Annotated in this window: 19 protein-coding genes and 1 tRNA gene; 11 read left to right on the top strand and 9 right to left on the bottom strand. The window is 70.7% G+C overall.

All coding sequences use genetic code 11. The features are described 5' to 3' along the window. Positions 1–8 precede the first annotated feature (8 nt). The 5 genes from ACZ45E_RS10475 (at position 9) to ACZ45E_RS10455 (ending at position 7,143) form a co-directional block, all read left to right on the top strand. Positions 9–2,141 (top strand): copper resistance CopC/CopD family protein, encoded by a 2,133-nt coding sequence (locus ACZ45E_RS10475; protein ID WP_468218938.1) that lies wholly within the window; start codon positions 9–11, stop codon positions 2,139–2,141. Positions 2,142–2,147: 6 nt separating this feature from the next. Further along, positions 2,148–3,422: an iron uptake transporter deferrochelatase/peroxidase subunit gene (gene efeB, locus ACZ45E_RS10470; protein ID WP_468218936.1), complete on the top strand. Its 1,275-nt coding sequence runs from the start codon at positions 2,148–2,150 to the stop codon at positions 3,420–3,422. 22 nt (positions 3,423–3,444) lie between these two features. Continuing rightward, positions 3,445–4,377, top strand: a complete 933-nt coding sequence (gene pheA, locus ACZ45E_RS10465) for a prephenate dehydratase (RefSeq protein ID WP_468218934.1) — start codon at positions 3,445–3,447, stop codon at positions 4,375–4,377. A gap of 639 nt (positions 4,378–5,016) precedes the next feature. Next, a complete protein-coding gene (gene serS, locus ACZ45E_RS10460; protein WP_468218932.1) occupies positions 5,017–6,300 on the top strand; it encodes a serine--tRNA ligase in 1,284 nt (427 codons plus the stop codon). A 24-nt stretch (positions 6,301–6,324) separates the two neighbouring features. Next, positions 6,325–7,143, top strand: a complete 819-nt coding sequence (locus tag ACZ45E_RS10455) for an HAD family hydrolase (RefSeq protein ID WP_468218930.1) — start codon at positions 6,325–6,327, stop codon at positions 7,141–7,143. A gap of 43 nt (positions 7,144–7,186) precedes the next feature. On the opposite strand, the gene ACZ45E_RS10450 is transcribed toward ACZ45E_RS10455, so the two are convergent. The 5 genes from ACZ45E_RS10450 to ACZ45E_RS10430 all read right to left on the bottom strand — a co-directional run bounded on the left by ACZ45E_RS10450 (position 7,187) and on the right by ACZ45E_RS10430 (position 11,181). Beyond that, a tRNA-Ser gene (locus ACZ45E_RS10450) sits at positions 7,187–7,272 on the bottom strand. A gap of 351 nt (positions 7,273–7,623) precedes the next feature. After that, positions 7,624–8,343, bottom strand: a complete 720-nt coding sequence (locus ACZ45E_RS10445) for an ABC transporter permease (RefSeq protein ID WP_468218927.1) — start codon at positions 8,341–8,343, stop codon at positions 7,624–7,626. Between the two features lie 9 nt (positions 8,344–8,352). After that, a complete protein-coding gene (locus ACZ45E_RS10440) occupies positions 8,353–9,264 on the bottom strand; it encodes an ABC transporter ATP-binding protein (protein ID WP_468218925.1) in 912 nt (303 codons plus the stop codon). Beyond that, positions 9,261–10,163, bottom strand: coding sequence for an ABC transporter permease (locus ACZ45E_RS10435; protein WP_468218923.1), 903 nt, complete (start codon positions 10,161–10,163; stop codon positions 9,261–9,263). The genes ACZ45E_RS10440 and ACZ45E_RS10435 overlap by 4 nt, the downstream gene beginning before the upstream one ends. Continuing rightward, positions 10,153–11,181 (bottom strand): ABC transporter ATP-binding protein, encoded by a 1,029-nt coding sequence (locus ACZ45E_RS10430; RefSeq protein ID WP_468219211.1) that lies wholly within the window; start codon positions 11,179–11,181, stop codon positions 10,153–10,155. The genes ACZ45E_RS10435 and ACZ45E_RS10430 overlap by 11 nt, the downstream gene beginning before the upstream one ends. Before the next feature lie 294 nt (positions 11,182–11,475). On the opposite strand from ACZ45E_RS10430, the gene ACZ45E_RS10425 reads away from it, so the two are divergent. The 6 genes from ACZ45E_RS10425 to ACZ45E_RS10400 all read left to right on the top strand — a co-directional run bounded on the left by ACZ45E_RS10425 (position 11,476) and on the right by ACZ45E_RS10400 (position 18,538). Continuing rightward, positions 11,476–12,318 carry a M24 family metallopeptidase gene (locus ACZ45E_RS10425; RefSeq protein ID WP_468218920.1) on the top strand — a complete coding sequence of 281 codons (843 nt, stop codon included), beginning with the start codon at positions 11,476–11,478 and terminating at the stop codon, positions 12,316–12,318. Between the two features lie 11 nt (positions 12,319–12,329). Continuing rightward, positions 12,330–14,099, top strand: a complete 1,770-nt coding sequence (locus tag ACZ45E_RS10420) for an SDR family oxidoreductase (RefSeq protein ID WP_468219209.1) — start codon at positions 12,330–12,332, stop codon at positions 14,097–14,099. 461 nt (positions 14,100–14,560) lie between these two features. Then, positions 14,561–15,496, top strand: a complete 936-nt coding sequence (locus tag ACZ45E_RS10415) for a MerR family transcriptional regulator (protein ID WP_468218918.1) — start codon at positions 14,561–14,563, stop codon at positions 15,494–15,496. A gap of 145 nt (positions 15,497–15,641) precedes the next feature. Further along, positions 15,642–16,184: an RNA 2'-phosphotransferase gene (locus ACZ45E_RS10410; RefSeq protein ID WP_468218915.1), complete on the top strand. Its 543-nt coding sequence runs from the start codon at positions 15,642–15,644 to the stop codon at positions 16,182–16,184. Between the two features lie 278 nt (positions 16,185–16,462). Beyond that, on the top strand, positions 16,463–17,404 hold the full coding sequence (locus ACZ45E_RS10405) for an LLM class flavin-dependent oxidoreductase (protein ID WP_468218913.1): 942 nt from the start codon (positions 16,463–16,465) through the stop codon (positions 17,402–17,404). A gap of 237 nt (positions 17,405–17,641) precedes the next feature. Then, a complete protein-coding gene (locus ACZ45E_RS10400; protein ID WP_468218909.1) occupies positions 17,642–18,538 on the top strand; it encodes a Cof-type HAD-IIB family hydrolase in 897 nt (298 codons plus the stop codon). Positions 18,539–18,769: 231 nt separating this feature from the next. Here the strand turns inward: ACZ45E_RS10400 and ACZ45E_RS10395 are convergent, their stop codons facing one another. The 4 genes from ACZ45E_RS10395 to cydB form a co-directional block, all read right to left on the bottom strand. Next, entirely contained in the window at positions 18,770–19,816 is a 1,047-nt protein-coding gene (locus tag ACZ45E_RS10395; protein ID WP_468218908.1) for a M23 family metallopeptidase, read from the bottom strand. A 132-nt stretch (positions 19,817–19,948) separates the two neighbouring features. Then, positions 19,949–21,685: a GAF domain-containing sensor histidine kinase gene (locus ACZ45E_RS10390; protein WP_468218906.1), complete on the bottom strand. Its 1,737-nt coding sequence runs from the start codon at positions 21,683–21,685 to the stop codon at positions 19,949–19,951. 65 nt (positions 21,686–21,750) lie between these two features. Beyond that, positions 21,751–25,257: a thiol reductant ABC exporter subunit CydD gene (gene cydD / locus ACZ45E_RS10385; protein ID WP_468218904.1), complete on the bottom strand. Its 3,507-nt coding sequence runs from the start codon at positions 25,255–25,257 to the stop codon at positions 21,751–21,753. A 33-nt stretch (positions 25,258–25,290) separates the two neighbouring features. Then, a complete protein-coding gene (cydB, locus tag ACZ45E_RS10380) occupies positions 25,291–26,295 on the bottom strand; it encodes a cytochrome d ubiquinol oxidase subunit II (protein WP_468218901.1) in 1,005 nt (334 codons plus the stop codon). Positions 26,296–26,299: the final 4 nt, after the last annotated feature.

Genomic DNA, 26,299 nt, shown 5'->3' with positions numbered 1-26,299 from the left:
ACCCGCACGTGAAGACCATCGCTCCCCGTTTCCGGCACCTGGTGCTGCTGTTCCTCGCCGTCACCGGCGCGCTCCTGGCCGGTGCCGCACCCGCGTCCGCGCACGCCGCGCTGACCGGGAGCGACCCCCAGCAGGGAGCGGTGGTCCAGGCGGCGCCCAAGCAGGTGTCGCTGACCTTCTCCGAAGACGTCGCCATGTCCAGCGGCGCGGTCCGCGTGCTCGACCCCGCGGGCAAGCGCGTCGACAGCGGCAAGATCGGCCACCCCGGCGGCACGACGTACACCGTGGGCCTCCACGCGGGCCTGCCAGACGGCACGTTCACCGTCGCCTACCAGGTCGTGTCGGCCGACAGCCACCCCGTCTCCGGCGCCTTCACCTTCTCCGTCGGCGCCCCTTCCAAGACCTCCGCGGTACTGAGTGACCAGAACGCCGGTGGTGGCGTCGTCGGCGGCCTCTACGGCGTCGGGCGCTACGTCTCGTACGCGGGCTTCGTCCTGCTCGTGGGCGGCGCCGCGTTCGTCCTCGGCTGCTGGCCGCGCGGTGCCGGGATCAAGCCGGTGCAGCGGGTCGTCGTCGGCGGCTGGACCGCCCTCACCGCGGCCACCCTCGCCCTGCTGCTGATGCGCGGCTCGTACACCGGCTCGGGGAAGGTCGGTGACATCTTCGACATGGCGCTGCTCGGCCAGGTACTGCAGACGAAGACCGGGGCTGCGCTCACGTCCCGTCTTCTGCTGCTCGCCGCGGCCGCTCTCTTCATCGCGGTGCTTTTCGGCGCCTATGTGAAGAGGGCCGAAGAGGGCGACAAGAAGGAGGTCAGGGACCTCACCTTCGGGCTCGCCATCGGCGGGGCCGTCGTCGCGGCCGGACTCGGCGCGACCTGGGCCATGGCCGAGCACGCCTCGACCGGTATCCAGGCCGGGCTCGCCATGCCCGTCGACGTCCTGCACCTGCTGGCCGTGGCCGCGTGGCTCGGTGGTCTGACGACCCTGCTCGTCGCGCTGTACCGGGCGCCTTCCATCGAGGGTTCGGCGGTACGCCGCTTCTCGCGAGTGGCGTTCTGCAGTGTCGTGACGCTGGCTGTGACCGGGCTCTACCAGGCATGGCGCCAGGTCGGCTCCTGGTCCGCGCTGACCGGGACGCGCTACGGGCAGTTGCTGCTGCTCAAGGTGGGGCTCATCGCCGTGCTCGTCGGCATCGCCTGGATCTCCCGCCGGTGGACGGGCCGGCTCTCCGAGCGCCTGTCTCCCGAGGCTGCCGCCGCGGCCGTGGTGGAGCAACGTACGTCCGAGGAGCGCGAGACCGAGCCGCATACCGCCGAGCAGCGCAGCGCCGAGCCGCGTACCGCCGAGCAGCGCGCTTCTGAGCAGCGCACTTCTGAGAAGAAGAAGCCGGTCACGGTCGGCGCCGGTGGGCAGAGCGACGACACCGGCACAGGCGACGCCGATACGGGCATCACCGACGCGGGCGTCCCCGGCGCGGGTGACGGCGATACCGGCGTCCCCGGCGCGGATGACGCCAAGCACAGCGGCGACGCGAGGGACGGCAAGGACAGCGGCGAGAAAGCGGACGACCCCGTGCGCGCCGCGCAGCTCGCCCGGCAGCGTGCCGCGGTCGCCACTACCCGCGAGAGGCGCGCCCGCGACTCCGATCCGCACCGTTTCGGCCTGCGCCGCTCGGTGCTCGCCGAGGCCGGCGTCGCTGTCGTCCTGCTCGCTGTCACCACGGTGCTGACGTCGACCGAACCGGGCCGCACCGAGGAGGAGGCCAGGTCCGCCACGTCCGCCGCGCAGAGCCAGTCCGGGCCGCTGTCGCTGAAACTGCCGTTCGACACCGGCTCCCCGGACGGCAAGGGCACGGTCCTGCTCGACCTGGACCCCGGCCGCACCGGCAACAACGAGATGCACGTCTACGTGGAACGGCCGGGCGGCAAGGTCTTCGACGTCCCCGAGGTGAGGGTCGCCCTCACCCTGGAGGCGAAGAAGATCGGCCCGCTGGCCGTCCTGCCCGACCGCATCGCCACGGGACACTGGAGCGCGAGCAACGTGCAGGTCCCCGGCGCGGGCGACTGGAAGATCGCCGTGACCGTGCGCACCTCGGACATCGACCAAGTGACTGTCACCAAGAACGCGAAGATCGGCTGAACCACCATGGCTGACACCGAAAGCCGTACGGCTCCGCAGACGGATTCCGCGACGTCCGGGGGCATCACCCGACGCCGTCTCATCGGGACGGCGGGCGCCACCGGTGTCGCCCTCGGTGCCGTCGGCGCGGGCGCGGGATACGCGGTGGCCTCCTCGAACGCGCCCGAGCGGGAGACCGCGTTGACGTCGCTCGGCGCGGACGAGGTGATGTTTCACGGGAAACATCAGCCCGGAATCACCACGCCGATGCAGGCATGCGGCCACCTCGTCGCCTTCGACCTGGCCGCGGGGGCGGGCCGCAAGGAGGCCACCGCCCTGCTGCGCCGCTGGTCGGCGACGGCCGAACGGCTGATGGCGGGCGAGGCTCCGACGTCCGACGACACGGACATCGCCCGCGACGCGGGCCCGTCCTCGCTGACCGTCACCTTCGGCTTCGGCCACAGTTTCTTCTCCCGTACCGGGCTGGAGAAGCAGCGCCCGGCCGCTCTCGACCCGCTCCCGGACTTCTTCTCCGACCGCCTCGACAAGACCCGCAGCAACGGCGACCTGTGGGTCCAGATCGGCGCCAACGACTCCCTCGTCGCCTTCCACGCGTTGCGCGCGCTCCAGAAGGACGCGGGTGGGGCGGCGAAGGTGCGCTGGCAGATGAACGGCTTCAACCGCTCGCCCGGCGCCACCACCCGCCCCATGACGACCCGCAATCTGATGGGCCAGATCGACGGCACCAACAACCCCGTGCCCGCCGACCCCGACTTCGACAAGCGGATCTTCGTGCCGGGCTCGGGCTCACCCGCGTGGATGGCCAACGGCTCGTACGTCGTCGTACGGCGGATCCGGATGCTCCTCGACGACTGGGAGAAACAGTCGACCGCGGCGCAGGAGGACGTGATCGGACGCAAGAAGTCGACCGGCGCCCCGCTGACCGGCGGCGCTGAGACGGCCGATCCCGACCTGGAGAAGACGGACGCGAACGGCGACCTCGTCGTCCCGATCAACGCGCACGCCCGCATCAGCCGCCCCGACCAGAACGGTGGCGCCGCGATGCTGCGCCGCCCGTTCTCCTTCCACGACGGGTTCGACCAGGACGGCGCCCCCGACGCCGGTCTGCTGTTCGTCTGCTGGCAGGCGGACCCGCTGCGCGGCTTCGTGCCCGTCCAGCGCAAGCTCGACCGCGGTGACGCCCTGTCGCCGTTCATCCGGCACGAGGCGAGCGGGTTGTTCGCGGTACCGGGCGGGGCGCGGCAGGGCGGCTACGTGGGACAGGAACTGCTGGAGGCGTGAGCGGCCCCATTAGGGTGACCTCATGCCAGCCAGCTACGCGTATCTCGGCCCCGAGGGCACCTTCACCGAAGTCGCCCTGCGCACGCTCCCGGAGGCGGCTACCCGGGAACTCGTTCCCATGGTCTCCGTGCCCGCGGCGCTCGACGCCGTCCGCGTCGGCGAGGCCGAGGCCGCGTTCGTGCCGATCGAGAACTCCGTGGAGGGCGGCATCACCACGACCCTCGACGAGTTGGTCGCGGGCGAGCCGTTGATGATCTACCGCGAGGTGCTGCTCGACATCACGTTCGCGCTCCTCGTGCGCCCCGGCACCAAGCTCGGCGACATCAAGACGGTCACCGCGCATCCGGCCGCGCAGCCGCAGGTCCGCAATTGGATGAAGGCCCATCTGCCGGACGTGACCTGGGAGTCCTCGGCGTCGAACGCGGACGGGGCGCGCCTCGTCCAGGAGGGGCGTTACGACGCCGCCTTCGCGGGCGAGTTCGCGGCCGCGCGCTACGGGCTCGAGCCGCTGGTCACCGAGATCCACGACGCGGAGAACGCGCAGACCCGGTTCGTTCTGGTGGGCAAGCCCGCCCGGCCCGCGGCGCCGACGGGCGCGGACAAGACGTCGGTGGTCATCTGGCAGTCCCACGACCATCCCGGCGCGCTCATGGAGCTGCTCCAGCAGTTCGCGATCCGCGGGGTCAACCTGATGCTGTTGCAGTCCCGGCCCACCGGTGAGGGCATCGGTAACTACTGCTTCGCCATTGACGCGGAGGGCCACATCTCGGACCGCCGGGTGGCGGAGGCGTTGATGGGTCTGAAGCGGGCGTGCCCGCAGGTGCGCTACCTCGGCTCGTACCCGCGGGCCGGTGTCGCCGTCGAAGAGGTGCGGCCGCTGCGGACGGGTACGTCGGACGACGAGTTCGCGGCGGCGTCCGACTGGCTGGCCCGCTGCCAGGACGGCCGGTTCTAACCCGCTCACACGCGCGTCGGCGCCGCGCCGGACTCGGGTTCTCCACTGCCGGGTCCGGCGTCCTTGTGCCGCGTCACCCGGTCCGACCAGCGGATTTTCTTCGTCCACAAAAGTTATCCACAGGCACCCTTCTCGACCTGGGGACAAGTCGACAGGAAGACGTGACATGGTCGACAAATCGCCCTACAGCTCCCAAGTGAGTCCACAGCGCCACACGTCACCCCTCGTCCACTCTTTTCCCTTGATCAACTCTTTGGAGTGAAGCATTTCCACCCGAAAGTGAACATGGGGCGGGTTTGGATCGGGAACCCTTCGCAATGCATGCGGCTTTCGGAACGATCTATTCCAGCATCCACAGACTTTCCTCACAGCCTGTGGATAACTACCCAGAACCTCGCACCCCTGTGGACAACGAAGCCTCAAGTCCCGCCTCTCGCAAGGAAGTAGGGTCAAGATCCCACCGTCCACCTGGCCCTTTCGGGGAAAGTGGGCGTTTTTATTGACGTGCGCCGAAGAGGCCCCTTAACGATCTTTTCCGGTCGCGTTCTGTCCTTGATTCGCATTCCGGCAAATGGGGCATAAAGCCATCCACTGGATATCGGGTCGAGAGCCGGAACCCCGCACCGGTAGCCTGGTGGGGTGATTGACCTTCGCCTGCTCCGTGAGGACCCCGACCGTGTTCGCGCCTCCCAGCGCGCCCGTGGAGAGGACGTCGCGCTCGTCGACGCCGTACTCTCCGCCGACGAGCGGCGCAGGTCGTCCGGGCTCCGCTTCGACGAACTCCGCTCCGAGCAGAAGTCGCTCGGCAAGCTGATGGGCAAGGCCACGCCCGAGGAGCGCGCGGAGCTGCTCCAGAACGCGGAGGGCCTCAAGGCGCGCGTGAAGGCCGCCGAGGCCGACCAGCGCGACGCCGAGGAGGAGACCCAGCGTCTCGCCCTCCAGCTGGGCAACATCGTGCACCCCGAGGTCCCGCGCGGCGGCGAGGAGGACTTCGTCGTCCTGGAGACGCACGGCACGATCCGCGACTTCGGTGCCGAGGGCTTCGAGCCCAAGGACCACCTGGAGCTCGGCGAGGCGCTCGGCGCCATCGACGTCGAGCGCGGCGCGAAGGTCTCCGGCTCGCGCTTCTACTACCTGACGGGCATCGGCGCACTCCTCGAACTCGCGCTGGTCAACGCGGCGATCGCGCAGGCCACCGAGGCCGGCTTCACGCCGATGCTGACCCCGGCGCTGGTGCGCCCGCGCGCCATGGAGGGCACCGGCTTCCTCGGCCAGGCGGCGGAGAACGTCTACCACCTGGAGAAGGACGACTATTACCTGGTGGGCACCTCCGAGGTCGCCCTCGCCGGGTACCACATGGACGAGATCCTCGACGCGGGTCAGCTGCCGCTGCGCTACGCCGGCTTCTCGCCGTGCTTCCGGCGCGAGGCGGGCACCTACGGCAAGGACACCCGCGGCATCTTCCGTGTGCACCAGTTCGACAAGGTCGAGATGTTCTCGTACGTCGCCCCCGAGGACGCGGAGAACGAGCACCAGCGCCTCCTGGAGTGGGAGAAGCAGTGGCTGACCGGCCTCGAACTGCCCTTCCAGGTGATCGACGTGGCCACGGGCGACCTCGGCTCCTCGGCCTCGCGCAAGTTCGACTGCGAGGCGTGGATCCCCACGCAGGGCAAGTACCGCGAGCTGACGTCGGCGTCGAACTGTGACGGCTTCCAGGCCCGCCGTCTGTCGATCCGGATGCGGGACAACCGCGACGGCAAAAAGGTTCTTCAGCCGCTCGCGACCCTGAACGGGACGCTGTGCGCGGTGCCCCGCACGATCGTCGCCATCCTGGAGAACCACCAGCAGGCCGACGGTTCCGTGCGCGTACCCGAGATGCTGCGGCCCTACCTCGGGGGACGCACCACTCTTGACCCCAAGTAACCGCAGCCTGGAGCCGAACACCAAGTGAGCCATCCCGCTCCCCCCGCCCCCGCCTTCCCGTACAAGCTCGTCGCGACCGACCTCGACGGGACGCTGTTGCGCCCCGACGACACGGTCTCCGAGCGGACGCGTGAGGCGCTCGCCGCGGTCACCGCGGCGGGCGCCGCGCACATCGTCGTGACCGGCAGGGCCGTGCCCTGGACCCGCGGCATCCTCGACGACCTCGGCTACGACGGTCTCGCGGTGTGTGGACAGGGCGCACAGGTCTACCACGCGGGGGAGCAGCGCCTCCTCACGTCGGTGACGCTCGACCGGCAGCTCGCCGGGCTCGCCCTCTCCAAGATCGAGGCGGAGATCGGCCCGCTGGCGCTGGCCGCGAGCCGTGACGGGCTGGACGGCGAGGTCATCATCGGCCCCGGCTACCGGGGTGGGGGGCTGCCCTCGATCCCGTTCACGGACGTCGCGGAGTTGTGGGCCGCCCCGCTCAACAAGGTGTACGTCCAGCATCCCGGCCTGAGCGACGACCAGCTCGCGGAGGTCGCGCGTACCGTGGCCGGCGATCTGGTGGGCGTCACGATGGCGGGCGAGGGCATCGTGGAGCTGCTCCCGCTCGGCCTCTCCAAGGCCACGGGCCTCTCGCTGGCGGCCCGTCGCCTGGGTGTGAAGGCCGCCGACACGATCGCCTTCGGTGACATGCCCAACGACATCCCGATGTTCGCCTGGGCCGCGCACGGCGTCGCGATGTCCAACGCGCACGAGAGCCTGAAGGCCGTCGCGGACGAGGTCACGACGTCGAACGAGGACGACGGCATCGCGGTGGTGCTCGAGCGCCTGCTGGGCTGAGCCGGGGGCCTTCAACGGCGGGATGCGCGGCGCGGTTCACTTGCGGAGGATGCGCGGATCGAACGCGCGCGGGGCGTGACCCCGACGACGGCTTAGCAAGCCGCTGCCTTACCACTCGGCCAATCCTCCGGGTGGGCGGCCCGCGTGCCGCTGAGGACACGCGCTCGAAGCGGCCGCCCCGGGCAACACCCCTGGGCGGTCCTCGACGGAGTCCGATGACTACTCCGGAGACTGCCTCGGGCTGCCCTGCAGGGAGCTCGACGGACTACTGACGGACATCGTCGCGCTCCTCTCCCGGTGGACGGACGCCGGTGGGCGGCCGGCGCGGTGTGACGTCAACTACTGTGCCGCGGCGCCGGGTCGGGCGCCATCGAATTAATCGCGGATGGCCACCGGCGGCGCGCCGCGCAGGCGAACCCGCCTGCGGCGCGCAGGCGGACCCGCCGCGAGGTTCGTCGGCGCGGACCCGCACGGCAGCTCCTACTCCTCCCCCGCCAGCTTCAGGGACCGCAGCCGCTGTCCCGCGTACCAGGTCGCCAGTACGGTGACGGCCACCAGAAGCACCGTCGCGACCGGCAGGCCCACGTCCGAGGTGATGAGGTCGCCGCCGGCCACCTTGTGGGCGACCGCGAGGGACCACTGCTGCACGCTGAGGGTCCGGGCCCCGGCGACCAGGGAGCCGAACAGGGCCTCCCAGACGAGGGCGTAGACCAGGCCGAAGACGACCGCGTGCCGGGTCACCGTGCCCAGCAGCAGGAAGATCGCGGCGTACGCGATGGAGGCCACCAGGGCGGCGATCGTGTAGGCGACGGCGATCTGCTGCCCGTTCCCGTTCAGGATCAGGCCCGCGATCAGCGTCGGGACGGCCGAGAACACCATGGTCACGGCGACCGCCACGATGAGCTTCGTGAAGATGATCGTGGGGCGCTTGACCGGCTTGGACAGGAGATAGACCACGGATCCGTCGTCGATCTCGGGGCCGATGGCGCCCGTGCCCGCGATGACGCCGATGAGCGGCACCATCGTGGCCAGCGCGAAGCCGCCCAGGACGTCGGACGCGGTCTGGTCGTCGGCGCCGGTGAGGCCGCGCACCAGCGCGGAGATCACGACGAGCAGCACCGGCAGCGCGAAGAGGATGAGGGCCCGGCGGCGGCCGAGCAGGGCCCGGTAGGTGAGCCGGGCGACAGTGGGGTCGTACATCAGGGCCTCCTACGCCGCGACGAGATACGAGAAGACGGACTCGAGGGACTCGTCGGACGGCGAGACCGTGAGCAGGCGGATGCCGTGCGACCGTGCGACCTTCGGCAGCAATGTCGTGAACCGGCCGAAGTCGACGGCCTGGACCCGCAACGCGCCTTCCTTGAGGTCGACCTCGATGCCCGCTGTGGACGGGTCCGCGATCAGTGCGGCGGCCAGAGCTCGGTCGTCGCTGGAGCGGATCAGGTAGCGGTGCGGGCGGTCCGTCATCAGACGGCGGATCTTGCGGAAGTCGCCGCTGGCCGCGTGCCGTCCGGCGACGATCACTTCGATGTGGGAGGCGAGTTGCTCGACCTCTTCGAGAATGTGGGAGGAGAAGAGCACGGTGCGCCCCTCGTCCCCCATGCGTCGCAGCAGATCCATGAGTTGCATGCGCTGGCGTGGGTCCATGCCGTTGAACGGCTCGTCCAGGAGCAGCACGGACGGCTCGTGGACGAGTGCGGAGGCCATTTTGACGCGCTGCCGCATGCCCTTGGAGTACGTCGAGATCTTGCGGTCCTGCGCGTACTCCATCTCGACCGTGGCGAGCGCCCTCTGGGCCTCCTTCTTGCCGAGGCCGTGCAGTTCGGCGTTGGCGACGACGAATTCCTCGCCCGTGAGGAAGTCGTACATCGCCTCGCGCTCGGGGACGATGCCGATGTGGCGGTAGATCTGTTCGTTGCGCCAGATCGGCTGTCCGTCGAGTGTCACCGTCCCGTTCGACGGGGCCAGGAAGCCGCCCATCATGTTGATGAGCGTGGACTTTCCCGCGCCGTTCGGGCCGAGCAGGCCGGTCACGCCGGGGCCGATCGTCATCGTGACGTCATTGACGGCCACGACGTTGCCGAACCAGCGCGAGACGTGGTCGATGTTGATCGCGGTCACAGTCCGACCTTCCGGTAGCGGCGCATCAGCAGTCCGTAGGAGCCGGCGATGAGCCCGAGTACGACGAGCAGATAGAGCACGCCCTGGCCCGTGGAGGGGCCGTCGGCGCCGGGGAAGGCGGAGGTGGCGCCGAGGAAGGCGCTCTGTACGCCGTCGATGAGCGTGATCGGCGAGAACAGGCCGAGCCAGGAGACCGCGCTCCCGTTGTCCTGCGTGTCGGCGATCGCCTGGACCGTGGAGACCGCTCCGTAGGAGATGGTCAGGACGGCGATGACGGCGGCGATACCGAAACCGCGGCGCGGCGTGATGGCGGAGACGACGAGCCCGAGCCCGGCGAAGAGCAGCGAAAGCAGCGCCACGGATACCAGTCCTTGGGCGAATCCCTTGGTCTGCTCGGTGAAGTCCAGCTTGGCGAGCAGAGAGCCGACGTAGAGGACGAGCAGCGGGGCGGCCGTGAGGATGAACAGGGCCGACGCCATCGCGGCGTATTTCGCGACTACGTAGTCGACACGCTCGATGGGGCGCGAGAAGTACAGCGGCACCGTCTTGAAGCGCAGGTCGCGGGAGACGGCCTGCGGTGCCTGGGACGCCACATAGAGGCCGATCACCGCTTGGAGGACGATCGCGTAGCGCGTGTAGTCGACGGGGAGGTCCTTCGCCTTGGTGGCGACGGCGACCGCGACCATGATCAGTGCGGGGACGCACATCACGACGAAGAGCAGCATCGGCAGCACTTTGGACTTGGCCGAGCGGCCGAGTCCGTACGCACCGCGCAGGCTCTGCGAGAAGAGGGAGCGGCGGGCGTACGCGCGGCCCAGGCGCGGGCCGTCGTAGTGGCGGTAGCCGATGTTGTGGATCTGGGTGGACGCACGGTCCGGGGCCATGGGCTCAGTGGTCATCGCGCGAGCCTCCCGTCTGCTGTGTGGCGGCGGTGGCCGCCCAGGCGGCGGCGCGCTCGGGGACCTGCTCCTGCTGCGGCTCGGCCTGCTGGTCGGTGGGGCGGAAGACCTCCGCGATGTGGTGCCTGCGCTGCTCCATGCGGATCAGGCCGAGGCCGAGGTCCGCGACGACGTCGCGGACGATGTCGTACGTCTCCTCGCCCTGCGCGGTGAGGAGGACTGTGTGGCCCGCACCGGGCAGCTCGCCGCCGGTGGTCGTCTCGATGCCGCGCAGCGCGAACGCCTCGCGCAACGCCGTCGTCCCGTCGGGGTGTTCGTCGCTGTCGGTGACCTCGATCGCGAGCGTCGCCGTGCTCTGGGTGAAGTCGGTGGTGGAACTGGAGCGCAGCAGCTTGCCGCCGTCGATGACGACGACGTGGTCACAGGTGCGCTCGAGCTCACCGAGCAGGTGCGAGGTGACCAGGACCGAGATCCCGAAGTCGCTGTGGACGCGACGGATGAGGTCGAGCATGTCGTCGCGGCCGACCGGGTCCAGGCCGTTCGTCGGCTCGTCCAGAAAAACCAGCTGCGGGTCGTGGACGAGGGCCTGGGCCAGCTTCACGCGCTGCTTCATGCCCGTCGAGTAGCCGCCGATGGGGCGGTAGCGCTCCTCGTACAGTCCGACGTGGCGCAGTGTGTCGGCGGTGCGCTCGCGGGCCGCGGTGGGTGGCAGCCCCGACATGCGCGCCATGTGCACGACGAACTCGGTGGCCGACACGTCGGGTGGCAGGCAGTCGTGCTCGGGCATGTATCCCACGCGCTCGCGGATCTCACCGCCCTTGGTCGCGACGTCGAGGCCGAGCACTTCGGCACGGCCTTCCGAGGCGGGGGAGAGACCCAGCAGGATCTTGATCATGGTGGACTTGCCGGCACCATTGGCTCCGACGAGTCCGGTCACCCCGGGCCCGATATCCATGGTCAGCCGGTCAAGCGCGGTAACCCGGGGGAACCGCTTGCTCAGGCTTTCGGTCGCGATCACAGTCACGGTTCGACCGTAGTGGCGCAGGCCACATGGAATCGTCAGACCACAGGGTCGACCTCTTATGAGACCTGAGTATTACGGGTCCCTAGGGATCCTCCCTGAGTAGCCCTCCGCGCCCCGTCTCTTCACCCGTGACGGTGCCGGGTCTGTGCACATCACGGCCGTTCTCCACAGACTGTCGCGAACCCCTTGACGCCGCCGCCAGGCATTGTCACATTCATCAGTGTCAAGTTACGAGCGCGTACGGCGACGGCCCGGTCACGGGCGGCCGCGACCCGGACGGACGGTGGCATGGCCTCAGCAGGGATAGGGGAACTCTCCGCGGAGTTACGGGGGTTCAGAGCGGTCCAGAGACTCGCGTACGAGTGCGCGGAAGCAGTGGCGGCGCAGCTGAAGCCCGGCGTGACGGAGCGGGAAGCGGCGCGGATGCAGCGGGAGTGGCTGCGCGAGCGCGGGGTGCGGGACTGGTTCCATCTGCCCTTCGCCTGGTTCGGGGACCGCACGGCGTTCGCGAACTTCCGGGTGCCGCTCCAGTTCTTCCCCACGAACCGCAGGCTCGAGCCGGGCATGCCGTTCATCCTCGACATGGCGCCTGTACACAACGGCTGCACGGCGGACATCGGGTACTCCGGCTGCCTCGGTCTCAACCCCCTGCACGACAAGCTGCTCTCGGATCTTCGGGCCCACCGCGAGCTGCTCCTGCGGGAAGTGCGCGAGCGCCGTCCGTTGCGCGAGATCTACGAGGACGTCGACCGGTTGATGGTCCGCCAGGGCTACGCCAACCGGCACCGCGCGTATCCCTTCGGCGTCATCGCGCACAAGGTCGACCGGGTCAAGGAGCGGCGGATCAATCTCACGCTCTTCGGCTTCGGCACGCAGTCGCTGAGAGGGTTGGCAAGCGACGCGCTGCACGGGCACCGGGAAGGCTGGTCCCCCCTGTGGTCGCCGTACCGGTTCTCCGACCATCCCCCGCGGCCCGGCCTGTGGGCGGTGGAGCCGCATCTCGGATTCCGCGGCACGGGCGCCAAGTTCGAGGAGCTCCTCGTGGTGACCGATGCGAAGGACCCCGAGGAGAGCGCTTTTTGGCTGGACGACGATCTGCCGCACGTGCGGCGCTGGGCGGAGGGCATCTGATGACGGACCTCATGAAGATCCATGGCGCGCGGGAGCGTTGGGTGCGCACCGGCGGGATCGAGCTGTGCGTGGTCGAACTGGGAGACGTGGCACGGCCGACCGTCGTCCTCGTGCACGGCTACCCGGACTCCAAGGAGGTCTGGTCGGAGGTTGCCACGCGCCTCGCGGACCGCTTTCACGTCGTGCTCTACGACGTCCGAGGGCACGGGCGCTCCACAGCGCCGTCCCCGTTGCGCGGTGGCTTCACCCTGGAGAAGCTGACCGACGACTTCGTGGCGGTCATCGACGCGGTGAGCCCGGACAGGCCCGTGCACGTCGTGGGGCACGACTGGGGGTCGGTGCAGTCGTGGGAGTTCGTCACGGTCGGCCGCACCCAGGGCCGCATCGCGTCCTTCACCTCGATGTCGGGTCCCTCGCTCGATCACTTCGGGCACTGGATCAAGCAACGCCTGAAGCGGCCCACGCCCCGCAAGGTGGGCCAGTTGCTCGGGCAGGGCGCCAAGTCCTGGTACGTGTACATGCTGCACACCCCGGCCCTCCCGGAGCTGGCGTGGCGCGGACCGCTCGGCAAGCGCTGGCCGAAGATCCTGGAGCGCGTGGAGAAGGTCCCGGCGGGTGACTACCCGACGGCGTCGCTCCCGTCCGACGCGGCGCACGGCGCATGGCTGTACCGGGACAACGTGCGGGCGAGGCTGCGCCGGCCGCGTGACGACGCGTACGCGCACGCGCCCGTGCAGCTCATCACGCCCCTCGGGGACGCCTTCCTCTCGCCCCGGCTCTACGACCGGCTCGAGCAGTGGGCGCCCCAGCTGACGCGCAGGACACTGCCTGCCAAGCACTGGGTACCGCGCACCCGGCCCGACCAGCTCACGGCCTGGATCGGCGAGTTCGTCACGGCGCATGAGGAGCAGGAAGCGGGTGTGCCGGCGCCGCGCAGAGCAGCCGACGGCAAGTACGCGGACCGGTTCGGCGGGCAGCTCGTCCTGGTCACCGGTGCGGGCAGTGGTATCGGCCGGGCCACCGCGTTCGCGTTCGCCGAGGCCGGCGCGCGCGTGGTCGCCGTCGACCGGGACGCCGAGAGTGCCTCGCGTACCGCTGAGATGGCGCAGCTCCTCGGGGCCCCCGAGGCCTGGTCGGAGACCGTCGACGTCTCGGACGCGCAGGCCATGGAGAAGCTCGCCGAGAAGGTCGCGGCCGAGTACGGCGTGCTCGACGTACTGGTGAACAACGCGGGGATCGGTCTGTCGGGGTCCTTCTTCGACACGACCCCGGAGGACTGGAAGCAGGTCCTCGACGTGAACCTGTGGGGCGTCATCCACGGCTGCCGCCTGTTCGGCCGGCAGATGGCCGAGCGCGGGCAGGGCGGCCACATCGTCAACACGGCGTCCGCGGCGGCGTACCAGCCCTCGAAGGCGCTCCCCGCCTACTCCACCTGCAAGGCCGCCGTGCTCATGCTCAGCGAATGCCTCCGCGCCGAGCTGGCCGGCCAGGGCATCGGGGTCTCCGCGATCTGCCCCGGCCTGGTCAACACGAACATCACCGCGACCGCCCGTTTCGCCGGGGTCGACGCCGACGAGGAGAAGCGCCGCCAGAAGAAGTCCAGCCGCCTGTACGGCCTGCGCAACTATCCGCCGGAGAAGGTCGCCGACGCGATCCTGGGCGCCGTCGCGCACAACAAGGCGGTGGTGCCTGTGACGCCGGAGGCCCGCGGCGCTCATCTCATGTCCCGTTTCGCCCCCAGAGCGCTGCGGGCGATCGCGCGGCTGGAGCCACCGCTGTGAACCCGGCCGACAGCACGTACGGCGCCGGTGAGTCGCCGCTCCCGTGATGCCGTGCTCCTGCCCGCGCGGGAAGCCACCTGTCCCACCCGTCACGACCCGCTCGCCGGACGGCTGCGCTGCTCGCCGGCCGGGTACGAACGGGCGACTCCGATACCGCCCGCTGCCCGGCGGGCGCGAGTCTCGTGCGGCCGTGCCCCGACGTCCGCGCCGGTCGTACCATCCCTCGCAAGAGGGTTCGCGGCACCAGGGCCGAAGCGTTTCTGGCTACCCGAACGCGGGCGGATCCGCTGTCGGGGCGGTCGGTGGGTGCGATCGGTCGGCCTCCAACGGGCTGGCCGGTCAGCCAGTCAGGCAGCCAGTCAGTCGGGTATGCGATGAACTGGTCGGTCGACGGGTCGGCCATCGCGAGAGCGGGCAGGGCTCCCGCGAGTACGAGCAGAGACGGCCGAGGGGCGTGAAGTGTGACGGAGCAGCAGTTGGTCGCCGAGTACCGGATCGAGGCCCTCGCCCATCACAGCGGCGCCACGGTCCGCACGATCCGCGCCTATCAGGACCGCGGGCTGTTGCCACGACCCGAGCGCCGCGGCCGGGCCAACGTGTACACGTCCGCGCACCTGTCCCGGCTGCGCCAGATCGCCGACCTGCTCGACCGCGGCTACACCCTGGCCTCCATCAAGGAGCTCCTGGAGGCCTGGGACGCGGGCCGTGGCCTGGGCGGGGTGCTCGGCCTGGTCGCCGAGGTGAACGGGCCGTGGACGGACGAGCGGGCGGGCCGCATCACCCGGGCGGAGCTGGACAAGCGTTTCGGCGGCCACCCCGACGAGGCCGCGGTGCAGGACGCGCTGGAACTCGGCGTGCTGGAGCCGGTCCCGGGTCGCGACGACGAGTTCCTCGTCCCGAGCCCTCAAGAGCTGTCTGTCGCGGTGGAGTTGTACGCGGCGGGCGTGCCGCTGTCCGCAATCAGCGGTCATCTACGGGAGTTGCGCGGGCAGGTCGAACATATCGCCGCTCGCTTCCTGGAGTTCACGACCGAGCATGTGTTCGCGCGCTATCTCGGTCCGTACCCGCCGACGGACACGGAAGCCGCCGAAGCCGCGTCACTCGTACGTCGGCTACGCCCGCTCGCGCAGCAGTCGGTCGACGCCGAACTTGCGCGTGCAATGCGCTTGTTCGCCACCAAGCACCTGCACCAGCACCTCTCCGAGGGCCCGGTGCCCGCGCAGACGGATGAGCTGCAGTCTGTGGCGATACCGGTGGGCACAATGCGCGCGGTCCAGAGGCTGGTTGGCCCGGAGAACGTGTCGGCGTTCGTTGCCGCTGCTACCGAACGTGAAGTACAAGCACGGACATTGGACTCATTGACCCCAAATGGCACTTATACGCCACCTATTGACTAATAGCCTTTTATCGAGCGCGAGTTGTCCACAGCGAAGCCAATTGCCCTGTGGATAACCGGACTTGGCTGTGGATCAAACATCCGAGCTCGATCTCGCTCATGAAATGTGCGTGCACGGCGGACGACCTCCCGGGCACCCTGGCGCCATGAACCAACAACGCACCGTCAGGGTGTCGAAGTACCTCTCGAAGCACTTGCGACACCAGCCGGACCGCATCGGCCTGACGCTCGACGAGGGCGGCTGGGTGGAGATCGACGAGCTGCTCACGGCGGCAGCCGCGCACGGCTTCCGTGTCAGCCGAGCCGAGCTGGACCGGGCGGTCGCGGAGAACGACAAGCGGCGCTTCACCGTCGACGGCACCCGCATCCGCGCCAATCAGGGACACACGGTCGAGGTCGACCTGGGCCTGACACCGGAGGAGCCGCCGGCGTACCTCTACCACGGCACCGTCGCCCGCTTCCTCGACGCGATCCGCGCCGAAGGGCTCCGCCCCATGAGCCGGCACGACGTACACCTGTCAGCGGATCGCGAGACCGCCACCCGTGTCGGCGCCCGCCGCGGCAGGCCCGTCGTCCTGGCGGTCGACGCGGGGTCGATGCACCGGGACGGCCACACGTTCCGCGTGAGCGCCAACGGCGTCTGGCTCACCGCCACCGTCCCTGCCCGTTACCTGCGCCTTCGTGACTGAGCGCGCCCTTATGTCTCCGGTGCTGGCCCCGTGGCCGAGGACGCTTCCTCCCGCAGGCGGTCTCGGCCACCTGACCGAGGACGCTTCCTCCCGCAGGCGGTCTCGGCCACCTGACTGAGGACGCTTCCTCCCGCAGGCGGTCTCGGCCACCTGACCGAGCACGCTTCCGCCGCCCGCGAACGATACGGAGCGCACGCCGGATCCGCCGCCGCCGACCAACTGCCCGGCTCCACGGGCCGCCCCCGCGTCCACGTCCGCGTCCGCATACGCTCACAGTCATGACAGACACGGCCCGCACGCCCCAGACCCCACTCAGCCTGAGCACCGTGATCCTGCCCCACCGCCGTTGGCACGAGGGTGCCCGGGAGACATGGCTGCGCGCCGAGGCGCTGGGATTCCACACCGCGTACACGTACGACCACTTGTCCTGGCGCGTGCCGTTCCGCGACGGCCCATGGTTCGGCGCCGTCCCGACGCTGACCGCCGCGGCGGGAGTCACCGAGAGGATGCGCCTGGGCACCCTCGTGACCTCGCCGAACTTCCGGCACCCGGTCACCCTTGCCAAGGAACTGATCACGCTCGACGACATCTCGGACGGCCGGATCACGCTGGGCATCGGCGCGGGCGGCACCGGTTTCGACGCGAGCGCCCTCTCCCGCAGCGACCAGGAATCATGGACGCCGCGCGAACGGGCCGACCGGTTCGGCGAGTTCGTCCCGCTGCTCGACCGGCTGCTCACCGAGGACACGGTCTCCTACGACGGCACCTTCTACTCGGCGGGCGGCGCCCAGAACATTCCGGGCTGCGTGCAGCGCCCCCGGCTGCCCTTCGCGGTGGCCGCGACCGGGCCGCGCGGGCTCAAGCTCGCCGCCCGCCATGGACAGGCCTGGGTGACCACCGGCGACCCGAAACTGTACGAAACGGGCACGCCGCAGGAGTCGATTCAAGCCATTCGCGGCCAGGTTGGGAAACTGACCGCCGCATGCGACGCCATCGGCCGGGACGTGACCGAACTCGACAAGATCCTGCTCACCGGGTTCACTCCGGACCGCGGTCGCCCCCTGGAGTCCGTCGACGCCTTCGTGGACTTCGCGGGCGCCCACCGTGAGCTGGGCTTCACCGAGATCGTTCTGCACTGGCCGATCCCGGACACCGCCTTCGCGGCCGACCAGAAGGTCTTCGAGGACATCGCGACCCAGGCCCTCGCCCAGCTCGACTGACACCTCGCTCCGCTTCGGACTCCGGACCAGCTCGACTGACACTCCCACCCGGCCCGCCCGACACCTCAGCTGTCGGTTCGGCCGGATCAGGGTCCGCGACGGCAGGCGACACCCGGCACACGGCACCCGGCAAGCGGCCAGCGGCAGGCGAGACACGGCACACCGCACGCGACAGGCGGGGCGCATGCGCCAGGGGACCACTCATCTGCGCGCCCCGCCGCACGCCCGTGCACCCAGATGAGCGACCATGGAGCGGTGACCTCACCGACTCCTGGGACCCGGCCCCCGGCCCCCTCCGCCTCCGCGCCCCGGCTGATCGCCACGGATCTCGACGGCACGTTGCTGCACGACGACAAAACCGTTTCGCCAAGGACGGTGGCGGCCCTGGCCGCCGCGGAGGAGGCCGGTATCGAGGTCTTCTTCGTGACCGGCCGCCCGGCCCGCTGGATGGACGTCGTCAGCGACCACCTGCACGGCCACGGACTCGCGATCTGCGGCAACGGCGCCGCCGTCGTGGACCTGCACGGCGGCCCCGGCAACCACCGCTTCGTCAAGATCCGGGAACTGCCCGCCCAGGACGCGCTCGACGTCGTACGCGTCCTGCGCGCGGCCGCCCCCGGCACCTCCTTCGCGGTCGAACGGACCGGCGGCCTGCACCACGAGCCGACGTATCCGCCGCTGCACCTCGACCCCGGCGAGAGCATCGCGCCGGCCGAGAAGCTGCTCGCCGCGGACCGCGAGGGTTCGACCGTGGCGGACCAGCCGGTACTGAAGGTCCTCGCGTTCCATCCGGAGCTCGGCCCTGACGAGTTCCTGGCCCTGGCGCGCACCGCCGTCGGCGATCTGGCGGCCATCACACGCTCCAGCCCGAGCGCTCTCCTGGAGATCAGCGGCCGGACCGTCTCCAAGGCGAGCACGCTCGAACTGTGCTGCGCGGAGCGCGGTATCTCCGCCGCCGAGGTCGTCGCGTTCGGAGACATGCCCAACGACATGGAGATGCTCGCCTGGGCGGGTACTTCCTACGCGATGGGAAACGCGCACCCCGACCTGCTGGCCGCGGCGACCGGCGTCACGGCGACCAACAACGAGGACGGCGTGGCCCGCGTCATCGAGTCCATCCTGGCCGCCCGCTGAACCTGCCTGCCCCGGACCACGGCAGGCGCGGACAACCACAGGCGCTTCCGGTGGATCTCCGCGTCGGTACGGCGCCGCGGCACGACATCACGGCACGACGCCGCGGCACACACCCTCACCACACGCGGCTCCTTGCTCGCACGACCACCCACCGGGACCGCCCACGACCATCCACCAGTGCCGCCCACGACCATCCACCTGGGCCGCCCACGGTCATCCGCCAGGAACGTTCTAAAGCCGCACACCGCGTGCGCCGAACCACTTCACCGGGTCCACCCCGGATCCCCAGTACGGCGTGAGCCGCACCTCGAAGTGCAGGTGCGGCCCGGTCGAGTTGCCGGTGGTTCCCGACTGCCCGAGCCACTGTCCGGTCCGCACCTTCTCTCCCTGGTCGACGGTGACGGCCGCGAGGTGCGCGTACTGCGTGCAGTAGCCGCCCGGATGGCGCACGACGACCTCGATGCCGAAGCCGCCGCCACAGGCCACACTCACCACGCGCCCGGCGCCCGCCGCCCGCACGGGCGTGCCGATGTCGACCGCGAAGTCCTGTCCGGTGTGCCGGTGCGACCAGCGTTCACCCGCCCTGTCGAACCCCGCGGACAGCTCGTACTTCTCCACCGGTGCCACCCACGCGCGCGTAGCGCGGAATTTCGGCTGTGCGAGGCGCACGGCACCACGGCACCGCCCGGCCGTCACCGACCGGTCGGCGTCGCCCTGCAACACCGCCTGCGCGTGTGCGAGTTTGCTCGCGATGCGCTTCTTCAGTCGGGCCAGTCGAACGGTGCGCTCTCGCAGGGTGTGCCATTGGGCGGTCGCCTCGCGCCGGCCCTCTGCGAGTTTCTTCTCGGCGCGGCGGCTCTTGCCCACGGCATTGTTGAGCGCCAGATCGGCCTGCCATACGGCCCGTTGGCCGTGCATCAGCTCCTCAGGCCGGGTGGAGAGCAGCATCTGCGCCGTGAGCGGGAGGTCACCGCCGCTGCGGTACTGGGCGCGGGCGATGCGGCCGAGGTCGTTGTGGAGCAGGGCGACCTCGCGCCGCTCCCGCGCAAGCAGCCGCTCCATGCGCCGTGCTTTGACCTTCTGTACGTGGGCGGCTCTGCGGCCTACTTCATAGTGCTGCGTCGCCGCCGACGCCTCCTCGAAGAGGCGCGCCACTTCGGTGCTCGCCCTGGGGCCCTCCGCGCCCTGCGAAGACGTGGGCGGCCCGCCGAGAGCGAGCAGTGTGAAAAGTGCGCACAGCAGCGCCGGGACGACGGGAGAGCGGCGACGTTGGCGCATGTCCGGGATGCCTGCCCGTAGCGCGGTCGCCGTCCCTGGGGGACTCGTACGGCTGGGGGAACCGTTGCCCCGTACGGTGCAGAAACGTACCGCCAGACCAGGTACATCGGGCCCCGCCCCGTAACCCCCTGGTCAGTACGGGGCCTGCCAGACGACCGTCGTGCCGCCCCCGTCGTTCCCGAGACCCGGCCCGTACCAACTGTCGCCACCGAGCGACTCGGCCCGCCTCTTGAGGTTCTTCAGGCCGCTGCGCCGGCCGCCCTCCGGGATGCCCACGCCGTCGTCGGCGACCGTCAGGCGGACGCCCCGCAGGCCGTCCGGCAGAAGCACGGTCGCGTCCACGACGACCTCGATCCGCGCGGCCTCCGCGTGCCGGAACGCGTTCGAGAGAGCCTCCCGCAGGGCCGCGATGAGGTTCTTGCCGGTGAGTTCGCCGACCACCGCGTCGACCGGCCCGAGGAAGCGGTGCGAGGGCTTGAACCCGAGCGGCACAGCGGCCGTGTTGATCTCTCGCAGCACGCGCGTGCGCAGGTTGGACGGCGCCTCGGCCGGCCCCTGCTGGAGCGCGAAGATGGCGGTGCGGATCTCCTGGATGGTGACGTCCAGCTCGTCGACGGCCTTGCCGACGCCCTGTTGCACCTCGGGCACCACGGAGCGGCGCGCGGCCGTCTCCAGCATCATCCCGGTGGCGAACAGCCGCTGGATCACCAGGTCGTGCAGGTCCCGGGCGATGCGGTCCCGGTCCTCGAAGACGGCGAGCCGCTCCCGGTCGCGCTGCGCCTCGGCCATCATCAGCGCCAACGCGGCCTGCGAGGCGAACTGCGTGGCAAGCGTGCGCTCCACCTCCGAGAAGGGACGCCCCCCACGCGCGCGGGGCGTCACCAGCGTCCCCAGCACGCGTCCGTCGCTCTGGAGAGGCAACAGCATGGCCGGGCCGTATCCCCGCGCGAGGTCGGTCATCGCACGGGGGTCAGCGGCGGCGTCGTCGATGAAGACGGCCTCGCCGCCCATGAGTTCGGAGATGATCTCGCTCTCCGGCGGAATGATCACGCCGAGCGCGGCGGAGGGTTCGTCCGAGGCGACGGCGACGATCTCCATGCCGCCCTCCTCGGTCGGCAGCAGCACTATGCCGGCCGCCGACTCCGAGAGCTTGCGGGCCTGTTCGGCGACCACTTGCAGCGCCTCGTCGGCGTCGCCGCCCGAGAGCAGCGCGGTGGTGACGGCCACGGACCCGTCGATCCACCGCTCGCGCTGTCTGGCCGCTTCGTAGAGCCGCGCGTTGCCGATCGCGATGCCCGCCTCCGTGGCGAGCACCCGGACCATGTTCAGGTCGTAGTCGTTGAACTCGCCGCCCCCGCGCTTCTCCGTGAGGTAGAGGTTTCCGAAGATCTCTCCCTGTACGCGGATGGGGACGCCGAGAAAGGTCCGCATCGGCGGATGATGCGCGGGGAACCCGCACGAGCGCGGGTCGTCCGCGAGGTTCGCCAGGCGCATCGGTACGGGGTCGTGGATGAGCGCGCCGAGCACGCCCCGATGCCCGTCGGGCAGCCGTCCGATGCGCAGCGCGGTCTCCGCGTCGATGCCGTGGTGGACGAAGTCCGAGAGCCCTTCGCCGTCCTCGGCGATGACGCCGATCGCCGCATACGTGGCGTCCGCCAGCTCGGCGGCGGTCTCACAGATCCGGTCGAGCGTGGAGTGCAGCTCCAGACCGGTGCCCACGGAGCGCATCGCTTCGAGGAGTTGCGGCACGCGCGCGGTCAGCTCCGTGGAGAGCCCTTGCAGGCTGCGGGTCGCCTCGGTCGCCGCAGCCGTGGAGTCCACGGGGGGCTCGGCCGGGTTCGGAGCGGAGGACCCCGCGGATGCTGCCATACCCTTGAGCCTAGTTAGTCATACTTAGCGAGGAAAGTCGGACTTACCGGCATCGCGCGCCGGACTCACCGGCGCGCCCCCGGACCGACCAGCAGTTCCGCCGCGCTCTCCCGCTCGCGAAGCTCCCGCAGCGGCCCCTCGACAGCGGCCAGCTCCGCGTAGGAGCCGCGCTGCACGACCCGCCCGCCGTCGAGCACGATGACCTCGTCGACGGCGTCGAGACCAGCGAGCCGGTGCGTGATCAGCACTGTCGTACGCCCCCGGGTCGCGTCCAGCAGATCCGCGGTGAGTGCGTCCGCCGTCTCCAGGTCGAGGTGCTCGGCCGGCTCGTCCAGGACCAGGACGGGGAAGTCGGCGAGGAGCGCGCGGGCCAGCGCGAGCCGCTGCCGCTGCCCGCCGGAGAGCCGCGCGGCATGCTCGCCCACCAGGGTGTCGAGCCCGTCGGGCAGCGCGTCCGCCCACTCCAGGAGGCGTACGCGAGCGAGTGCGGCCCGCAGTTCGTCCTGCGTGGCGTCCTTCTTGGCGAGCAGCAGGTTCTCGCGGACGCTGCTGTCGAAGAGGTGGGCGTCCTGGGCGCACAGCCCGACAAGACGCCGTACGGCGTCTCCTTCGAGGGCGTACGCGTCGGTCCCGCCGAGCGTGTAGCTCCCCGCGTCCGCGTCGAGGAAGCGCACCAGCACCTGGGCCAGAGTCGTCTTGCCCGACCCGGAGGGGCCGACCACGGCGATCCTGCGGCCACGCTCCAGCGTCAGGCCGACGCCGTCGAGCGCGGGCCGCGCCTGCCCCTCGTACCGGGCGGCGAGGTCCCGCACGATGAGCGGGAAGGGGTCCTGCGGCGCCGGTACGGGCCGCTCGGGCTCCCGCACGGGTTCGGGGGCGTCGAGGACCTCGTGGACGCGCTCGGCGCTCTTGTGGACCCGCTGCCGGTACTGCACGGCCAGCGGCAGCCCGAGCACCGCTTCGAACGCGGCCAGCGGTGTCAGGACGACGACCGCCATCGTCACCCCGTCCAGCTGTCCTGCGCGGACCCCGTCCACGCCGACCAGTGCCGCGGCGGCCACGGTCAGGCCGGTGATCAGGGCGGTGAGGCCGTCGCCGAGCGCGGTCGCCGTAGCCGCGCGCGACGCGATCCGGGTGAGTGCGGAGTCCGCCCGTCCGGCCTCCTTCGTACGCCGGGGGAGCGCGCCAGCGACAGTGAGCTCCGCGGTCCCGGTCAGCAGCTCGGCCACCCGGGTCGCGAGCACCCCGCGCGCGGGAGCCAGTTTCCGCTCCGCGCGGCGGGCCACGGCGCCGGAGAGCAGCGGCACACCGACCCCGGCGAGCAGCAGCCCCACGGCGAGCACGGCGCCGGCCGCGGGCAGCAGCCAGGCGGTGAACGCCACGGAACCGGCCCCGACGAGTGCCGCCACCGACGCGGGCAGCAGCCAGCGCAGCCAGTAGTCCTGGAGGGCGTCCACGTCGGCGACGAGCCGGGAGAGCAGGTCACCGCGGCGCGTCGTCCGCAGTCCGGCGGGCGCGAGCCGCTCCAGGCGCCGGTAGACGGCGACCCGGGTGTCGGCCAGCATCCGCAGCACGGCGTCGTGCGACACGAGCCGCTCCGCGTACCGGAAGCAGGCCCGGCCGATGCCGAACGCGCGCGTGGCCGTCACCGCGACCATCAGGTAGAGCACGGGCGGCTGCTGCGAGGCCCGCGAGATCAGCCATCCGCTGGTCGCCATCAGGCCGACCGAGCTACCGAGCGCGAGCGCCCCGAGCAGCCATGCGAGAGCCAGGCGCGAGCGGCGCGGACGCGCGGCGGCCCGAAGGCGGGTGAGGACGTGCCTGCGCGACTCGGCCGGCGCGTCCTGCCCCTGCCGAGCCGCGGGAACAGTGACGGCCCGCTCCGGTTCGGGCGCAGCCGGGGCAGCCGCGAGGTGCTGCCGCGGCAGCCGCGCCGCGCCGGGCGCCTCGATGCGGACCACACGGTCGGCGACGGCCAGCAGGGCCGGCCGGTGCACGACCAACAGCACGGTCCGGCCGACGGCCAGCCTGCGCACCGCCTCGACGATGCCCGCCTCGGTCGCGCCGTCGAGTGCGGCCGTCGGTTCGTCGAGCAGCACGACGGGCCGGTCGGCGAGGAACGCCCGGGCCAGGGCGAGGCGCTGGCGCTGCCCGGCCGACAGCCCGGCCCCGTCCTCGCCCAGTTCGGTGCGCACGCCGTCGGGCAGCGCCTCGACGAACTCCAGCGCCCCGGCCTCCCGCAGCGCGGCCAGCACCGCCGCGTCGTCGGCCGCCGGCCAGGCGAGCCGCACGTTGTCCGCGATCGACCCGGCATACAGCTGCGGTCGCTGCGGGACCCACGCCACGCGCGCGTGCCACTGTTCCCGCTCCAGGCCGGAGAGGTCGGCGCCCCCGACCAGCACCCGTCCACCACAAGGACGTACGAACCCCAACAGGGCGTTCAACAGCGTCGACTTGCCCGCTCCGCTGGGCCCCACGAGTGCCACGGTCTCGCCGGCGGCGACCTCGAAGGAGGCGTGGGAGACAGCGTCGTCGGTGCGCCCTTCATAGCGGACAGAGACGTCGTCGAACACGACATCAGAAGCGGCCGGGGCCGGCTCCGTCCCGGTCCGCGGCAAGGGCGTCTCCAGGACGGCGAAGATCTCCTCGGCCGCCGCGAGCCCTTCGGCCGCCGCGTGGAACTGCGCCCCGACCTGGCGCAGCGGCAGATACGCCTCGGGCGCGAGGACGAGGATCACGAGCCCCACGTAGAGGTCCATGGAGCCGTGGACGAGCCGCATGCCGACGCTGACGGCGACCAGGGCGACCGACAGTGTCGCGAGCAGTTCCAGCGCGAAGGACGACAGGAAGGCGATCCGCAGGGTCCGTACGGTCGCCCTGCGGTACTGGCCGGTGATCGTGCGGATGGACTCGGCCTGTGCCTTGGCGCGGCCGAACACCTTCAGGGTCGGCAGCCCTGCGACCACGTCGAGGAAGTGCCCCGACAGCCGGGAGAGCAGCCGCCATTGCCGGTCCATCCGGGACTGGGTGGCCCAGCCGATCAGGACCATGAAGATCGGGATGAGGGGCAGTGTGCCGACGATGATCGCGGCCGACACCCAGTCCTCGGTGACGACCCGGGCGAGCACCGCCACGGGGACCACCACCGCGAGCCCCAGCTGCGGCAGATAACGCGAGAAGTAGTCGTCGAGCGCATCGACTCCGCGCGTGGCGAGCGCCACCAGCGAACCGGTGCGCTGCCCGCTCAGCCAGCCCGGGCCGAGCTGCGACGCCTGCTCCAGCAGCCGCCCGCGCAACTCCGACTTGACCGCCGCGCTCGCCCGGTGCGCGGCCAGCTCGGTCAGCCAGGAGACGAGCCCCCGCCCGGCCGCGACCAACACCAACAGCAGCAAGGGCGAGCGCAGTCCGGCAACGTCGAAGCCGTGCTGGAAGGCCCCCACCACCACTTCGGCGATGAGCATCGCCTGCGCGATGACCAGCCCGGCCCCGGCAGCGCCGAGGACGACCACCGCCAACAGGAAGAGGCGGGTGGCCCGGGCGTACCGGAGCAGGCGCTGGTCGATCGGTTTCACGTGAAACACACCCTCACGTAGGCAGGTCAGGGTTCAGTGCGCGGCGTCGGCGATGTGCTTGGTGCCGATGCGCTTGCGGAACACCCAGTAGGTCCACGACTGGTAGAGCAGCACGAGCGGCGTCGCGATCGCCGCGAGCCACGTCATGATCTTCAGGGTGTACGGGCTCGACGAGGCGTTGGAGACGGTGAGACTCCACTCCGGATCGAGTGACGACGGCATGACGTTCGGGAACATTGTCAGGAAGATCATGGTGAAGGCCGCCGCGATGGTGATGCCGGAGAACGCGAACGACCAGCCCTCGCGGCCCATCTTGATGGCGCCGATCGCCCCGAGGAGCGCGACCACGGCCACGATGAGCGCGATGAGCGAACCGCCGTCCCCCTTGTCGGCCTGGGTCCAGATCAGGAACCCCAGCGTGAACACCGCGGTGACCAGACCGAGGGTGAGCGCCAGCTTCCGCGCCCGCACCCGGATGTCGCCCAGCGTCTTGAGCGAGGCGAACACCGCACCGTGGAAGGTGAACAGCGTCAGGGTGACCAGGCCGCCCAGGATGGCGTACGGGTTGAGCAGGTCCCAGAGGTTGCCGACGTACTCGAAGTTCTTGTCGATCTTCACGCCGCGCACGATGTTCCCGAAGGCCACGCCCCACAGCAGCGCCGGGATCAGCGACGTCCAGAAGATCGCGTGCTCCCAGTTGGTCTGCCACCTCTGCTCGGGCCGCTTCGCCCGGTACTCGAAGGCGACCCCGCGCACGATGAGGCAGACCAGGATCAGCAGCAGCGGCAGGTAGAAGCCGGAGAAGAGCGTCGCGTACCACTCGGGGAAGGCGGCGAAGGTCGCACCGCCGGCCGAGAGCAGCCACACCTCGTTGCCGTCCCAGACGGGGCCGATCGTGTTGATCAGGACCCGCCGCTCGGTGCGGTCGCGGGCGAGCAGCTTGGTGAGGACACCGATCCCGAAGTCGAAGCCCTCCAGGAAGAAGTAGCCGATCCAGAGGACCGCGATGAGGACGAACCAGACGTCGTGGAGTTCCATGACT

Source organism: Streptomyces sp. NPDC030991 (assembly GCF_055571235.1).
The sequence above is the reverse complement of the archived record's forward strand: the minus strand, read 5'-3'. Positions and strand labels throughout refer to the sequence as shown.

Bases quoted from the DNA above. Each gene is read 5' to 3' on its own strand.
- ACZ45E_RS10395 (WP_468218908.1), bottom strand. From the start codon at position 19,816: ATGCGCCAACGTCGCCGCTCTCCCGTCGTCCCGGCGCTGCTGTGCGCA.
- ACZ45E_RS10420 (WP_468219209.1), top strand. From the start codon at position 12,330: ATGAAGATCCATGGCGCGCGGGAGCGTTGGGTGCGCACCGGCGGGATC.
- pheA (WP_468218934.1), top strand. From the start codon at position 3,445: ATGCCAGCCAGCTACGCGTATCTCGGCCCCGAGGGCACCTTCACCGAA.
- ACZ45E_RS10410 (WP_468218915.1), top strand. From the start codon at position 15,642: ATGAACCAACAACGCACCGTCAGGGTGTCGAAGTACCTCTCGAAGCAC.
- ACZ45E_RS10400 (WP_468218909.1), top strand. From the start codon at position 17,642: ATGAGCGACCATGGAGCGGTGACCTCACCGACTCCTGGGACCCGGCCC.
- ACZ45E_RS10445 (WP_468218927.1), bottom strand. From the start codon at position 8,343: ATGTACGACCCCACTGTCGCCCGGCTCACCTACCGGGCCCTGCTCGGC.
- efeB (WP_468218936.1), top strand. From the start codon at position 2,148: ATGGCTGACACCGAAAGCCGTACGGCTCCGCAGACGGATTCCGCGACG.
- cydB (WP_468218901.1), bottom strand. From the start codon at position 26,295: ATGGAACTCCACGACGTCTGGTTCGTCCTCATCGCGGTCCTCTGGATC.
- ACZ45E_RS10405 (WP_468218913.1), top strand. From the start codon at position 16,463: ATGACAGACACGGCCCGCACGCCCCAGACCCCACTCAGCCTGAGCACC.
- ACZ45E_RS10435 (WP_468218923.1), bottom strand. From the start codon at position 10,163: ATGACCACTGAGCCCATGGCCCCGGACCGTGCGTCCACCCAGATCCAC.
- ACZ45E_RS10425 (WP_468218920.1), top strand. From the start codon at position 11,476: ATGGCCTCAGCAGGGATAGGGGAACTCTCCGCGGAGTTACGGGGGTTC.
- ACZ45E_RS10390 (WP_468218906.1), bottom strand. From the start codon at position 21,685: ATGGCAGCATCCGCGGGGTCCTCCGCTCCGAACCCGGCCGAGCCCCCC.